Below are 11,948 nucleotides of genomic sequence, written 5' to 3'. Positions count from 1 at the left end.
CTTGACAGGCAAGCGCTGGAAGCTATCAAACAAGTAGCGTCACAGGCCTTCCACGCACACCAGCCGCATGATGGCCGCGCCCTCGCGCGGCGCGGGCCTTGCCGTATTCAGGAGAGTGGTAGAACGCCTTGGCGGCCTCGAAGCTCGGGAACTTGGCGATCACCACGCGCTCGGGCGTCCAGTCGCCTTCCATCACCTCGACCTGGCCGCCGCGCACGCAGATCTCGGCCTTGTGCGCCTCGAAGGCGGCCGTGCTCCACTTCTTGTATTCCTCGTACTGCGCGGGGTTGGTGACGCGTACGTTGGCGATGACGTATCCACTGGGCATGTCTCAGGCTCCAAAGTTGTTTTCGAGAAAACCGTTCTGCTTGGTCACGTCGTCCAGCGCGACCAGGGTTTCGAGCAGCGCGCGCATGTGCTTGAGCGGCACGGCGTTCGGCCCGTCGGACCAGGCTTCTGCCGGGCACGGGTGGGTTTCCATGAACAGGCCCGCCACGCCCACGGCCACGCCCGCGCGGGCCAGCACGGGCACCATGTCGCGCGCGCCGCCGCTCACGGCGCCCAGGCCGCCGGGCTTTTGCACCGAGTGGGTTACGTCGAACACCACGGGCGCGCCGGAGTTGCGCATCTCGGCCAGGCTGGTCATGTCGGCTACCAGGTTGTTGTAGCCGAAGCTCACGCCGCGCTCGCAGGCGAGGAAGCGGTCTTCGTCCAGGCCCACTTCGCGCGCAGCGGCGCGGGCCTTGTCGATCACGTTCTTCATGTCCCAGGGCGCGAGGAACTGGCCCTTCTTGATGTTCACCGGCTTGCCGGACTGGGCCACGGCGCGGATGAAATCGGTCTGGCGGCACAGGAACGCGGGCGTCTGCAGCACGTCCACCACGCTGGCGACCTCGGCCACCTGCGACGCGTCATGTACGTCGGTCAGGATGGGCAGTTGCAGCTGGCGGCGCACTTCGTCGAGGATCTTGAGCCCCGCATCCATGCCCACACCGCGCTGGCTGGCGCCCGACGAGCGGTTGGCCTTGTCGAACGAGCCCTTGTAGATCAGCGGGACGCCCAGGGCGCCGCACGCTTCCTTGAGCTGGCCGGCCACGTCCAGCGACATCTGCAGGCTTTCGATGGAGCAGGTGCCCGCGATGAGGAAGAAACGGTGTTCCAGACCAACGTCGAAGCCGCAGAGTTGCATGATGGTCAAGCCTTTTTCTGATGCGCCACGGCCGCCTTCACGAAGGCGTTGAACAGCGGGTGGCCGTTCCAGGGCGTGGATTTGAACTCGGGGTGGAACTGCACGCCGATGAACCAGGGGTGGACTTCGCTGGGCAGCTCGACGATCTCGGTCAGGTGCTCGCGCTGGGTGAGCGCGGAGATCACCAGGCCTGCCTTGCGCAGCTGTTCGAGGTACTGCACGTTGGCCTCGTAGCGGTGGCGGTGGCGCTCGGTGACCACGTCGCCGTAGATGCTGTGGGCCAGCGTGCCGGGCTGCACGTCGGAGCTTTGGGCGCCCAGGCGCATGGTGCCGCCCAGGTCGGAGTTGGCGTCGCGCGTCTTGATCGTGCCGTCCTCGTCCTTCCATTCGGTGATGAGGGCGATCACGGGGTGCTTGCAGTGCGCGTCGAACTCGGTGGAGTTCGCGCCGTCCAGGCCCGCCATGTGGCGCGCGTACTCGATGGTGGCCACCTGCATGCCCAGGCAGATGCCCAGGTAGGGCACCTTGTGCTCGCGGGCATACCTGGCGGTGCTGATCTTGCCTTCCACGCCGCGCGAGCCGAAGCCGCCGGGCACCAGGATGGCGTCGTAGGCCCCCAGCTGCTGCGCGGCGTTGGCGTCGGTGATGGTTTCCGAATCCACGTGGGTGATCTTCACGCGCACGTGGCTCTGCATGCCGGCGTGCTTGAGCGCCTCGTTGACGGACTTGTAGGCGTCCGACAGCTCCACGTACTTGCCCACCATGGCGATCTGCACCTCGCCTTGCGGATGCTCGGTCTCGCGCACCAGGTCGTCCCAGCGCTTGAGGTTGGCGGGCGGGGTGTTCAGGCGCAGCTTGTCGCAGATCAGGCCGTCCAGGCCCTGCTCGTGCAGCATGCGCGGCACCTTGTAGATGGTGTCCACGTCCCACATGCTGATCACGCCCCACTCGGCCACGTTGGTGAACAGGGAAATCTTCTCCCGCTCTTCCTCGGGCACGGCGTGGTGCGCGCGGCACAGCAGCGCGTCGGGCTGGATGCCGATCTCGCGCAGCTTCTGCACCGTGTGCTGCGTGGGCTTGGTCTTGAGTTCGCCCGCCGTGGCGATCCAGGGCAGGTAGGTCAGGTGCACGAAAGCCGAATTGTTGGGGCCGAGCTTCAGCGAGAGCTGGCGCACGGCTTCGAGGAAGGGCAGCGACTCGATGTCGCCCACCGTGCCGCCGACCTCGCAGATGGCCACGTCCACCGCGTCGGGCGTGCCGATGCCCGCGCCGCGCTTGATGAATTCCTGGATCTCGTTGGTGACGTGCGGGATCACCTGCACCGTCTTGCCCAGGTAGTCGCCGCGGCGTTCCTTCTCCAGCACGCTCTGGTAGATGCGGCCAGTGGTGAAGTTGTTGGCCTGCTTCATGCGCGTTTCGATGAAGCGCTCGTAGTGGCCCAGGTCGAGGTCGGTCTCCGCCCCGTCGTCGGTCACGAAGACCTCGCCGTGCTGGAAGGGAGACATGGTGCCCGGATCGACGTTGATGTACGGATCGAGCTTGATGAGGGTGACTTTGAGACCCCGCGATTCGAGGATCGCGGCAAGGGAGGCTGAGGCGATTCCCTTGCCCAGGGAAGACACCACACCGCCGGTGACGAAGACAAATTTGGTCATGTCTTTTTTGGTGGTGGGAAATCGGGATTATAGAAGTCCCGCTCCCGCACGCCCGGTCTGCCAGAATGCGCCCCCATGAATGCACTTGCTGGCAAACACATCGTTTTGGGCCTCTCCGGCGGCGTGGCCTGTTACAAGTCCGCCGAGCTCGCCCGGCTGCTGGTGAAGGCCGGCGCCACGGTGCAGGTCGTGATGACGGAGGCGGCCGAGCGGTTCATCACGCCCGTGACCATGCAGGCGCTCACGGGCCGGCCCGTCTACGGCTCGCAGTGGGACGCGCGCGAGCCCAACAACATGCCGCACATCAACCTGAGCCGCGAGGCCGATGCGATCCTCATCGCGCCGTGCAGCGCCGATTTCGTCGCGCGGCTCGTGCAGGGCCGCGCCGACGAACTACTCTCCCTGCTGTGCCTCGCGCGCCCTATCGCGCGCGTGCCGTTGCTGCTCGCGCCCGCGATGAACCGCGAGATGTGGGCCCATCCCGCCACGCAGCGCAACCTGGCCCAGGTGGTACAGGACGGCGCCACCGTGCTCGGCGTGGGCAACGGCGACCAGGCCTGCGGCGAGACGGGCGACGGCCGCATGCTGGAGGCCGAGGAGATCATGGAAGAGCTGGCCGCCTTTTTCGCGCCCAAGCGGCTCGCGGGCCAGCGCGTGCTCATCACGGCCGGGCCCACGTTCGAGGCCATCGACCCGGTGCGCGGCATCACCAACCTCTCCAGCGGCAAGATGGGCTTCGCCATCGCCCGCGCGGCACGCGAGGCCGGGGCCGAGGTCACGCTGGTCGCCGGGCCGGTGCACCTGCCCACGCCGCGCGGCGTGCGGCGCATCGACGTGCGTTCAGCAAAAAATATGCTTGAAACCGTTGCTGGACAAGCGCAAGAAGCTACTATTTTCATAGCGACGGCAGCCGTGGCCGACTGGCGGCCGGCCAATGCCGCCGACCAGAAGATCAAGAAGGACAGCTCGGGCCAGGTGCCTCAGCTCTCCTTCGTGGAGAACCCCGACATCCTCGCCACCATCGCGCAATCGGAACGCGCGCGCGCCGGCCAGCTCTACTGCGTCGGCTTCGCGGCCGAGAGCGAGAACCTTTGGCCCACGCCAGTGCCAAGCGCGTGCGCAAGGGCGTGCCGCTGCTCGTGGGCAACATCGGCCCGGCGACCTTCGGCCAGGACGACAACGCGCTGCTGCTCATCGACGAGAACGGCAGCCACGAACTGCCGCGCGCGAGCAAGGCCGAGCTGGGCCGCCAACTCGTCACCGAGATCGCCCGGCGCCTGAACACTTCCTCATGAAAATCGACGTCAAGATCCTCGATCCGCGCATGGCGGATCAACTGCCCGCCTATGCCACCCCTGGCAGCGCGGGGCTCGACCTGCGTGCGTGCATCGACGCGCCGCTGACCCTGGAGCCCAACGCCTGGCAGCTCGTGCCCACGGGCATCGCCATCTACCTGAAGGACCCCGGCTACGCCGCGCTGATCCTGCCGCGCTCGGGCCTGGGGCACAAGCACGGCATCGTGCTCGGCAACCTCGTGGGCCTGATCGACAGCGACTACCAGGGCCAGCTCATGGTCAGCGCCTGGAACCGCAGCGACACGGCCTTCACGCTGCAGCCCATGGAGCGGCTGGCGCAGTTGGTCATCGTGCCGGTGGCGCAGGCGCAGTTCAACGTGGTGAGCGAGTTCCCCGCGAGCGAGCGCGGCGAGGGTGGCTACGGCTCCACCGGCAAGCACTGAAGGGCCGCAGGCGTAGGCCTGGGCTTACGAACCGCGTGCGCCTGGAACTACGGCGCGCGCGGCGATCGCCCGGCGCCAGCCTGGAGGGCGGGGTGCTGCAATGGACGCATAGCGCATTCCAGTGAATGCGAGGAGTGAACCATGCGCAACCCTTCCCGTTTTGCATCCCTGTGCGTGGCGGTGGGCCTGTCAGGCCTGCTCGCGGCCTGCGGCCAGCAACCGCGTAGCTATGGCCCGGAATACGTCGGCCAACCCGCCCCCGGCTACCAGGCCTATCCCGATCGCGGCATCGAATACGGCTCGGTGCTCTACATCGAAGGGATGCAGGCCCAGAACCGCACCAGTGGCGCTGGCGCCATCCTCGGCGCGGTGGTAGGCGGCGTGCTGGGCAACCAGGTCGGCGGCGGCACCGGCCGGGCTGCGGCTACCGCCATCGGCGCCGTGGGCGGCGCCGTGGCCGGCAACGCCATCGAGGGGCGCAACAGCCGCACCGAGTACGACACCTACCGCATCACCGTCCGGCTGGACCAGGGCGGCCAGCGCGTCTACGACGTGCCTTCGCCCGGCGACCTGCGCCCCGGCGACCGGGTGCGGCTGGACGGCGGCCAGATATCGCGCATGTAAGCCGCGTCAGTGCAGCAGGTCGCTGCCCGGCGCCTGCGGCTGGATGCGGAAGAAACCGGTGCCGGCGGAGCCGCGTCCGATTTCTTCCTCTGTGGCTTCGCGCACGCCGTGCACCATGAGCTGCAGGCGCAGCGCGATCCCGGCCAGCGGGTGGTTGCCATCGAGCACCACATGGTCGGGGTAGAGTTGGGCCACGGTGTAGAGCGCGTCGCGCGGCGCATCGGGGTTCACACCCTGGGGCAATGCAGCGCCGTCGAAGGTCATGCCTTCTTCGGTGTCCGCAGGGAAGAGCGAGCGCGACTCCAGGAACAGCAATTGGTCCTGGTAGTCGCCGAACGCCTCTTCCGGCTCCAGGTGCAAGGAGAGTTCTGCGCCTACGCCGTGGCCTTGCAGGGCCTGTTCGATGCGTGCGAGCAGGTCGTCCCCGCCGACCAGGAATTCCACAGGATCGTCGAGCACGTCGAGTTCCTCGCCCAGCGTGTCTTTCAAGATCCAGGTCAAGGCGACCACACATTGTTCGGTAATTTCCATAAGAGAATTGTCGCTTATGGACATTCAACAACCATCGCCCCTGCTCGCAGGCCTGAGCCCGGCGCAGTTCATGCAGCGCCACTGGCACAAGAAGCCGCTCCTCGTGCGGCAGGCCATCCCGGGCTTCAAGCCCCCTGTCGGGCGCGCGGCGCTGTTCGAACTGGCTGCGCGCGAGGAGGTCGAATCCCGCTACATCCAGCATCTGGACGGCCGCTGGCGTCTGCGCCACGGCCCGCTCGCACGGCGTTCCCTGCCATCGCTGGGCACGCGCGAATGGACGGTGCTGGTGCAGGGCGTGGACCTGCACAACGAGGCCGTGCATGCGTTGCTGCAACAGTTCCGCTTCGTGCCGCAGGCGCGGCTGGACGACCTGATGATCAGCTATGCCAGCGACGGCGGCGGCGTGGGCCCGCACTTCGACAGCTACGACGTCTTCCTGCTGCAGGCCCACGGCCGGCGGCGCTGGCGCATCGGGCGCCAGAAGAATTTTGCGCTGCGCGACGGCCTGCCGCTGAAGATCCTGGAGCAGTTCGAGCCCGAGGAGGAATACGTGCTGGAGCCGGGCGACATGCTGTACCTGCCGCCGCGCTGGGCCCACGATGGCATCGCCGAGGGAGAGTGCATGACCTACTCCATCGGTTTTCGTTCGCCCAACCGCGCGGATCTGGCCCATGAGGTGCTGCTGCGCATGGCGGACGCGGCGGTGGACGAGGAGGATTCGCCCATCTACCGTGACCCGCGCCAGCCGGCCGTGTCCGCCTCGGGCGCCATTCCGCAGGAATTGCAAACCTTCGCGCGCGATGCGGTGCGCCGTGCCCTGGAAGAGCCGCTGGCACTGGAGCGTGCGCTGGGTGAAGCCCTGACCGAGCCCAAGCCCAACGTCTGGTTCGAGCCCTCGGCATCCGCAGGCATGATGGAATGCGTGGTGCTCGACCGGCGCACGCGCATGATGTACGACGCCAGGCACGTCTTCATCAACGGCGAGAGCTACCGCGCCGCCGGGCGCGACGCCACGCTGATGCAGCGGCTGGCGGACCAGCGCCGCCTGGACGCGCGGGACCTGGCCCGTGCGAGCGATGCGGCGCTGGAGCTGCTGTCGTCCTGGTGCGAGGCCGGCTGGGTGCATGCCAGCTCTCCAGCCTGAGGCGGCAGCGAAAAGGAGCAGGGAATGACCGATACCGAAATCGTCCCGCTCCCCAGCGGGCGCTTCGAGGGCCGGGAGGCCTTCCAGCAGCTGGTGCGCGATGCCCTGCAGTGCGCGGCGCGCGAGGACTGGCCCGAGCTGGTGTTCAGCGACGCCAGTTTCCACGACTGGCCGCTGGGCGAACGCGCCGTGGCAGACGCGCTGCAGCAATGGTCGCGCACGGGCCGGCGCTTCACCCTGCTTGCGGCGGATTTCAGCGAGATAGTGCGCCGGCACGCCCGTTTCGTGCAGTGGCGGGTGCGCTGGGACCACATCATCGTGTGCCGCAGGGCTGCTGCTGCCGACCCGCTGGACCTGCCCAGCGCCATCTGGTCGCCGGGCTGGGTGTTGCAGCGCCATGACCCGGTGCGCTGCGTTGGCGTGACCGGGAGCGAGCCCGACAGGCGCGTGCTGCTGCGCGAGGCTTTGAACGAATGGCAGGAGCGCAAGAGCAGCCCGGGTTTCCCGGCCACCGTGCTGGGACTGTGACGCGGCACGGGCGCCATTTGTAACAGGGGTTGCCAGATCCTGGTATTAACCAGTATTGACGAAACCTCCCTATAATTTCGACCCGGTATAGCCCCAGGGTGCACCGCAAGAATGCGCCCGCGCCGGGTTCACCGCTGCAAGAGGCGGACGCCGGCATTTTCATAATAATCACCTGTCATCTGTCCAACCAAGGAAACCGACATGAAAAACTCCGTCGTTCTGGCCGCCCTGATCGCTGCTGCCGCTCTCGCCGCTTGCGGCAAGAAGGAAGAGCCCGCTCCGGCACCCGCACCCGCGCCCGTGGAAGCACCTGCCCCCGCGCCTGCTCCGGAACCCGCTCCCGCGCCCGCAGAAGCGCCTGCCTCCGCAGACGCACCGGCTGCCGCCAACGACGCTGCCGCTGACGCCGCCAAGGCCGCTGCCGATGCAGCCGCCGCAGCCGCTACCGGCGCCGCTTCCGAAGCCAAGTAATCCGCTGGCCTCTCTGCCTTCCGTGCTCCTCTCGGGAGCATGGGACGCAAAAAGCCCCGAGCCGTCAGGCCGGGGCTTTTTGTTTGGGCCGGTGCCGGGCCTACTTCAGGTCGTCGGCAAGCACGCGCACGATGCGCTCGGCATTGGCGGACGACTCGGGTGCGCCTGCCGCGTTCAGCACCGAGACGGTGCTCTGGTTGCCTTCGCTGCGCACCACGATGCGGTACTTGAGCGGCGCGGCCGCATCCGGCGAGCGGCCGAAGAGCTTGCTGAAGAAGCCCTGTTCCTTCTTCTCGGTGGGCGCGACATAGCGCACGAAGTACACGCCCTGGCTGCGGTCGCGGTCTTCCACGGTGAAGCCGGTGCGGTCCAGCGACACGCCCACGCGGCGCCATGCGCGATCGAAATTCTCGTCGAGCTGCACCACCGGCACGCCGCCCGCCGTGGCCATGCGGGCCGAGGGTGCCGGGGGCACGACGGCGGCCGCTGCCGCCTTGGACTGCTCCTCGCTCACGCCCAGCTTGACCATCAGGCGGCGCAGGAACTCGGTTTCCAGCTCGGGATCGGCGGGACGCGGCTGCCAGATCGTGCTGTCCTTCTGCGCGGTGCTGTAGACCTCGACCATGCCGCGGTGGCTGACGTAGATCTCGGTGCGGCCGTCGGAGGCGCGCTCCAGGCGTGTGCGGAACTTGTCGCGCTCGCCGGTGGAATAGAGCGAATCGAAGACCTTGCCGATGGTGGAGCGGATGATGTCCTGCGGCAGCTTGGCGCGGTTCTCGGCCCAGTCGGTCTCGAGCAGGCCCAGGTTGGGCTGCTCCAGCGTATAGACGAAGCCGTTTTCGAGCCAGAAGTCGCGCACCGGCTCCCAGAGCTGGTCGGCCGGGCGGTCCACCACCAGCCAGCGCTGGTTGCCGTCGCGCTCGATGCGCACGTCTCCGATGGCCTGGGGCGCGGCATTCGCCGCACCGCGCGGCTGCTGGGCCTGGCCGGCCTCGAAGGCCGCGGCGGACACCACGCCGCCGGGCACGGTGTAGCGTGTGTCGCGCGAGAGCTGGCTCAGGTCCGGCGGCACTTCCAGCGATGCGCCCTTGGTGGCGCTTTTGTAGTCGATCTTGTCGCTCTCCAGCACGGAGCAGGCAGACAGGGTCACGGCAAGGCCCAGCAGGCCCAGGCGGGTGGTAGCGTTCACGCGAATATCCTTGGAACGTGTTACAGCAGGCCGGCGGCGCGCAGGGCGCCTTCCACCACGGCCTCGTTGCTCTGGGCCAGCGGCGTCATGGGCAGGCGCAAGGCGCCGCCGCACAGGCCCATGCGCTGCATGGCCCACTTGACGGGGATGGGATTGGCCTCGACGAAAAGATGCTTGTGCACGGGCAGCAGGCGGAACTGGATCTCCATGGCCTTGCGCGCATCGCCCGCGATGGCGGCCACGCACAGCTCGTGCATCAGGCGCGGCGCCACGTTGGCGGTGACGCTGATGTTGCCCTGGCCGCCGCACAGCATGAGCGCCACGGCCGTCGGGTCGTCGCCCGAATAGACGGCGAAGCCCTTGGGCACGTCGCGGATCAGCCACTGCGCGCGCTCGATGTTGCCCGTGGCCTCCTTGATGCCCACGATGCCCGGCACCTGCGTGAGGCGCAGCACAGTCTCGTGGTGCATGTCGGCCACCGAGCGGCCGGGCACGTTGTAGAGCACCATCGGCAGGTCGCCCACGGCTTCGGCTATTGATCTGAAGTGGCGGTACTGGCCTTCCTGCGTGGGCTTGTTGTAGTAGGGCACCACCTGGAGCTGGCTGTCGGCGCCCACCTTCTTGGCGAAGCGGGCCAGCTCGATCGCCTCGGCCGTGGAGTTGGCGCCGCAGCCGGCCATCACGGGCACGCGCCCGGCCGCCTGTTCGACCGACACGCGGATGATCTCGCAGTGCTCCTCCACGTTCACCGTGGGCGATTCGCCCGTGGTGCCCACGACGCCGAGGCAATCCGTGCCCTCCTGGATGTGCCAGTCGATGAGCTTGCGCAAGGTGGGGTAATCGACGCTGCCGTCGTCGTGCATGGGAGTGACGAGGGCGACGATGCTGCCCGTGAGGGTGGCGCTGGGAGAGGTCATGTCCGCGTTCAAAAACGGTAAAGGGGCATTCTAACTAGGGCGGGTTCGCGCACGGCGGCGATGCGCTGCACGAAGCGCACGGGGTCGTCGAGGAAGCCGTTTTCGTAGGCCACCACCCGCAGACTCTTGCAGGCGTGCAGAAGTTCACCGGGGCGCAGCAGGAACTCGGGCCGCGCGGGCCGCCCCACGGTTTCGTTGCCCTGGGAGAAGGTCTCGTAGAGCAGCACGCCGCCGGGTGCCACGCTCTCCACGATGGTAAGTAGCAGCGGGCGCCAGAGGTAGTTGGTGACCACCACGCCGTCGAAGCGCCGGCCGGGCAGGGGCCAGGGGCCGTTCTCGATGTCGGCCTGGATCGCTTCGCCCATCGGGGCTACTGATTCAATAGCTGCTTGCGCTTGATCCACGCCGGTTACAGGGTGATTTCGCTCTGAAAACCAGCGCATGTGGCGTCCCGCGCCGCAGGCCACGTCGAGCACCGTGCCGCCTTCGGGCACGAGGTGCGACCAGCGCTGGATCCAGTCGGACGCGGTCAGAAGCAGCTCCAGAGCTGATCGGCCAGCGACAGCATGAAATCCGGCTGCGCGTACATGCCGAAGACGGCCAGCAGCACCAGAAGCGCCACCGCGCCTGCCAGCCATTTCCGGTGTGTGCGGGGCATGGCGTCAGGCCGCCTGCGGGGCGGCGCGGGGGATGGCGCTCTCGCGCACGGGCAGATTCACCAGGCCCGCGAAGATGCCCAGCGCGATGGCCAGGTACCAGACGATGTCGTAGCTGCCCGTGCGGTCGTACAGGTAGCCGCCGAGCCACACGCCCAGGAAGCTGCCGATCTGGTGGCTGAAGAACACGAAGCCGCTGAGCATCGACAGGTGCTGCACGCCGAAGATCTGCGCCACCGTGGCGTTCGTGGGCGGCACGGTGGACAGCCACAGCGCGCCCATCACGGCCGAGAACACGTAGACCGACAACGGCGACAGCGGCACCAGCAGGAAGATGGTGATGACCACGGCGCGCGCGAAATAGATGAAGGCCAGGATGTGGCGCTTGGGCATGCGCTGGCCCAGCGTGCCCGCCGCATAGGTGCCGAACACGTTGAACAGGCCGATCAGCGCCAGCGCGTAGCTCGCCACCTGCACCGACAGGCCGTGGTCGCGCAGGTAGCTGGGCATGTGCACACCGATGAACACCACCTGGAAGCCGCAGACGAAGTAGCCCGCCGTGAGCAGCAGGAAGCTGCGGTAGCGCAGCGCCTCGGCGAACGCCTGGCGCACGGTCTGCGTACGTTTCACGGGCGCGCTGCCGTGGAAGCCCGGCTCGCGCAGCCCCCAGGCCAGCGGCACGATGAGCAGCACCATGGCCGAGAGCGCCAGCAGCGCCGTCTTCCAGCCCAGGTGCAGGATGAGCTGGCCTTCCAGCGGCATCATCAGGAACTGCCCGAACGAGCCTGCCGCCGCCGCCACGCCCATGGCCCACGAGCGCTTGTCGGCCGGCACCTGCCGCCCCAGCACGCCGTAGATGATGGCGTAGGTCGTGCCCGCCTGCGCCGCGCCCATCAGCACGCCGGTGGTCAGCGTGAAGAGGAGCGGCGTGGGCGACAGGGCCATGCCCGCCAGCCCCAGCGCGTAGAGCACCGCCCCGCCGATGAGCACGCGGAAGGCCCCGAACTTGTCTGCCACCATGCCGCCGAAGATGCCGAACAGGCCCCAGGCCAGGTTCTGCACGGCGATCGCCAGCGCGAAGGTCTGGCGCGTCCAGTCCATCTCCTGCGTGATGGGCTGCAGCCACAGGCCGAAACCATGGCGGATGCCCATGGAGAGGGTGACGATGGCGCCACCGCACAGCAGCACCTGCGCCAGCGGGAGTTTTCGGGTTTCGTTGTGCATCCGGCGAATGTAGCGAAAAGCCGCGGCGTCCGCTTGCGAGGGGCGGTTGAACTGGTTTTATATCCAGCCCTACAATCCGCCG

The 11,948-nt window shown here is 67.8% G+C and carries 13 protein-coding genes and 2 pseudogenes; 6 read left to right on the top strand and 9 right to left on the bottom strand.

Annotated elements, in window-relative coordinates; all coding sequences use genetic code 11:
- Positions 1–39: 39 nt before the first annotated feature.
- The 3 genes and pseudogenes from AAG689_RS15980 to AAG689_RS15970 form a co-directional block, all read right to left on the bottom strand.
- Positions 40–328 (bottom strand): annotated as a pseudogene (locus AAG689_RS15980) (DUF1330 domain-containing protein).
- A 3-nt stretch (positions 329–331) separates the two neighbouring features.
- Positions 332–1,189, bottom strand: a complete 858-nt coding sequence (gene kdsA / locus AAG689_RS15975) for a 3-deoxy-8-phosphooctulonate synthase (RefSeq protein ID WP_406626352.1) — start codon at positions 1,187–1,189, stop codon at positions 332–334.
- A gap of 5 nt (positions 1,190–1,194) precedes the next feature.
- Positions 1,195–2,844, bottom strand: coding sequence for a CTP synthase (locus AAG689_RS15970; RefSeq protein WP_020226956.1), 1,650 nt, complete (start codon positions 2,842–2,844; stop codon positions 1,195–1,197).
- A gap of 75 nt (positions 2,845–2,919) precedes the next feature.
- Between AAG689_RS15970 and coaBC the strand changes: the two are divergent.
- The 3 genes and pseudogenes from coaBC (at position 2,920) to AAG689_RS15955 (ending at position 5,206) form a co-directional block, all read left to right on the top strand.
- A pseudogene (coaBC, locus tag AAG689_RS15965) lies at positions 2,920–4,139 on the top strand (bifunctional phosphopantothenoylcysteine decarboxylase/phosphopantothenate--cysteine ligase CoaBC).
- Positions 4,136–4,582 carry a dUTP diphosphatase gene (gene dut / locus AAG689_RS15960; protein ID WP_406622850.1) on the top strand — a complete coding sequence of 149 codons (447 nt, stop codon included), beginning with the start codon at positions 4,136–4,138 and terminating at the stop codon, positions 4,580–4,582. Before coaBC ends, dut begins: the two are co-directional and overlap by 4 nt.
- A gap of 141 nt (positions 4,583–4,723) precedes the next feature.
- Positions 4,724–5,206: a glycine zipper 2TM domain-containing protein gene (locus AAG689_RS15955; RefSeq protein WP_020226959.1), complete on the top strand. Its 483-nt coding sequence runs from the start codon at positions 4,724–4,726 to the stop codon at positions 5,204–5,206.
- A gap of 6 nt (positions 5,207–5,212) precedes the next feature.
- On the opposite strand, the gene AAG689_RS15950 is transcribed toward AAG689_RS15955, so the two are convergent.
- On the bottom strand, positions 5,213–5,737 hold the full coding sequence (locus AAG689_RS15950) for a peptidylprolyl isomerase (RefSeq protein WP_406622849.1): 525 nt from the start codon (positions 5,735–5,737) through the stop codon (positions 5,213–5,215).
- Positions 5,738–5,753: 16 nt separating this feature from the next.
- Here AAG689_RS15950 and AAG689_RS15945 point away from each other — a divergent pair, with 16 nt between their 5' ends.
- The 3 genes from AAG689_RS15945 (at position 5,754) to AAG689_RS15935 (ending at position 7,880) form a co-directional block, all read left to right on the top strand.
- Positions 5,754–6,881: a JmjC domain-containing protein gene (locus AAG689_RS15945; RefSeq protein WP_406622848.1), complete on the top strand. Its 1,128-nt coding sequence runs from the start codon at positions 5,754–5,756 to the stop codon at positions 6,879–6,881.
- Positions 6,882–6,905: 24 nt separating this feature from the next.
- The gene (locus AAG689_RS15940; protein WP_406622847.1) at positions 6,906–7,409 is read left to right on the top strand and encodes a hypothetical protein; all 504 of its coding nucleotides are present in this window, start codon (positions 6,906–6,908) and stop codon (positions 7,407–7,409) included.
- 201 nt (positions 7,410–7,610) lie between these two features.
- On the top strand, positions 7,611–7,880 hold the full coding sequence (locus AAG689_RS15935; RefSeq protein ID WP_020226963.1) for a hypothetical protein: 270 nt from the start codon (positions 7,611–7,613) through the stop codon (positions 7,878–7,880).
- A gap of 100 nt (positions 7,881–7,980) precedes the next feature.
- Here AAG689_RS15935 and bamC read toward each other — a convergent pair whose 3' ends face one another.
- Genes bamC through AAG689_RS15910 form a run of 5 tightly spaced genes read right to left on the bottom strand, consistent with a single transcriptional unit; the run spans position 7,981 to position 11,866 of the window.
- Positions 7,981–9,069 carry an outer membrane protein assembly factor BamC gene (gene bamC, locus AAG689_RS15930; RefSeq protein WP_406622846.1) on the bottom strand — a complete coding sequence of 363 codons (1,089 nt, stop codon included), beginning with the start codon at positions 9,067–9,069 and terminating at the stop codon, positions 7,981–7,983.
- 20 nt (positions 9,070–9,089) lie between these two features.
- Positions 9,090–9,986 (bottom strand): 4-hydroxy-tetrahydrodipicolinate synthase, encoded by an 897-nt coding sequence (gene dapA / locus AAG689_RS15925; protein ID WP_406622845.1) that lies wholly within the window; start codon positions 9,984–9,986, stop codon positions 9,090–9,092.
- A gap of 8 nt (positions 9,987–9,994) precedes the next feature.
- Positions 9,995–10,519, bottom strand: a complete 525-nt coding sequence (locus tag AAG689_RS15920; RefSeq protein ID WP_406626351.1) for a class I SAM-dependent methyltransferase — start codon at positions 10,517–10,519, stop codon at positions 9,995–9,997.
- A complete protein-coding gene (locus AAG689_RS15915; protein ID WP_406622844.1) occupies positions 10,516–10,644 on the bottom strand; it encodes a hypothetical protein in 129 nt (42 codons plus the stop codon). Before AAG689_RS15915 ends, AAG689_RS15920 begins: the two co-directional genes overlap by 4 nt.
- A gap of 4 nt (positions 10,645–10,648) precedes the next feature.
- Positions 10,649–11,866 (bottom strand): MFS transporter, encoded by a 1,218-nt coding sequence (locus AAG689_RS15910; RefSeq protein WP_406622843.1) that lies wholly within the window; start codon positions 11,864–11,866, stop codon positions 10,649–10,651.
- Between the last annotated feature and the right edge of the window lie 82 nt (positions 11,867–11,948).

The sequence above is a fragment of the Acidovorax sp. SDU_ACID1 genome, from assembly GCF_045291395.1.
GTDB lineage: Bacteria > Pseudomonadota > Gammaproteobacteria > Burkholderiales > Burkholderiaceae_C > MR-S7.
This window is presented reverse-complemented; position numbering and strand designations above follow the sequence as displayed.

Coding starts and splice junctions, on each gene's coding strand:
- kdsA (WP_406626352.1), bottom strand. CDS start 1,189: ATGCAACTCTGCGGCTTCGACGTTGGTCTGGAACACCGTTTCTTCCTC.
- AAG689_RS15970 (WP_020226956.1), bottom strand. CDS start 2,844: ATGACCAAATTTGTCTTCGTCACCGGCGGTGTGGTGTCTTCCCTGGGC.
- dut (WP_406622850.1), top strand. CDS start 4,136: ATGAAAATCGACGTCAAGATCCTCGATCCGCGCATGGCGGATCAACTG.
- AAG689_RS15955 (WP_020226959.1), top strand. CDS start 4,724: ATGCGCAACCCTTCCCGTTTTGCATCCCTGTGCGTGGCGGTGGGCCTG.
- AAG689_RS15950 (WP_406622849.1), bottom strand. CDS start 5,737: ATGGAAATTACCGAACAATGTGTGGTCGCCTTGACCTGGATCTTGAAA.
- AAG689_RS15945 (WP_406622848.1), top strand. CDS start 5,754: ATGGACATTCAACAACCATCGCCCCTGCTCGCAGGCCTGAGCCCGGCG.
- AAG689_RS15940 (WP_406622847.1), top strand. CDS start 6,906: ATGACCGATACCGAAATCGTCCCGCTCCCCAGCGGGCGCTTCGAGGGC.
- AAG689_RS15935 (WP_020226963.1), top strand. CDS start 7,611: ATGAAAAACTCCGTCGTTCTGGCCGCCCTGATCGCTGCTGCCGCTCTC.
- dapA (WP_406622845.1), bottom strand. CDS start 9,986: ATGACCTCTCCCAGCGCCACCCTCACGGGCAGCATCGTCGCCCTCGTC.
- AAG689_RS15915 (WP_406622844.1), bottom strand. CDS start 10,644: ATGCCCCGCACACACCGGAAATGGCTGGCAGGCGCGGTGGCGCTTCTG.
- AAG689_RS15910 (WP_406622843.1), bottom strand. CDS start 11,866: ATGCACAACGAAACCCGAAAACTCCCGCTGGCGCAGGTGCTGCTGTGC.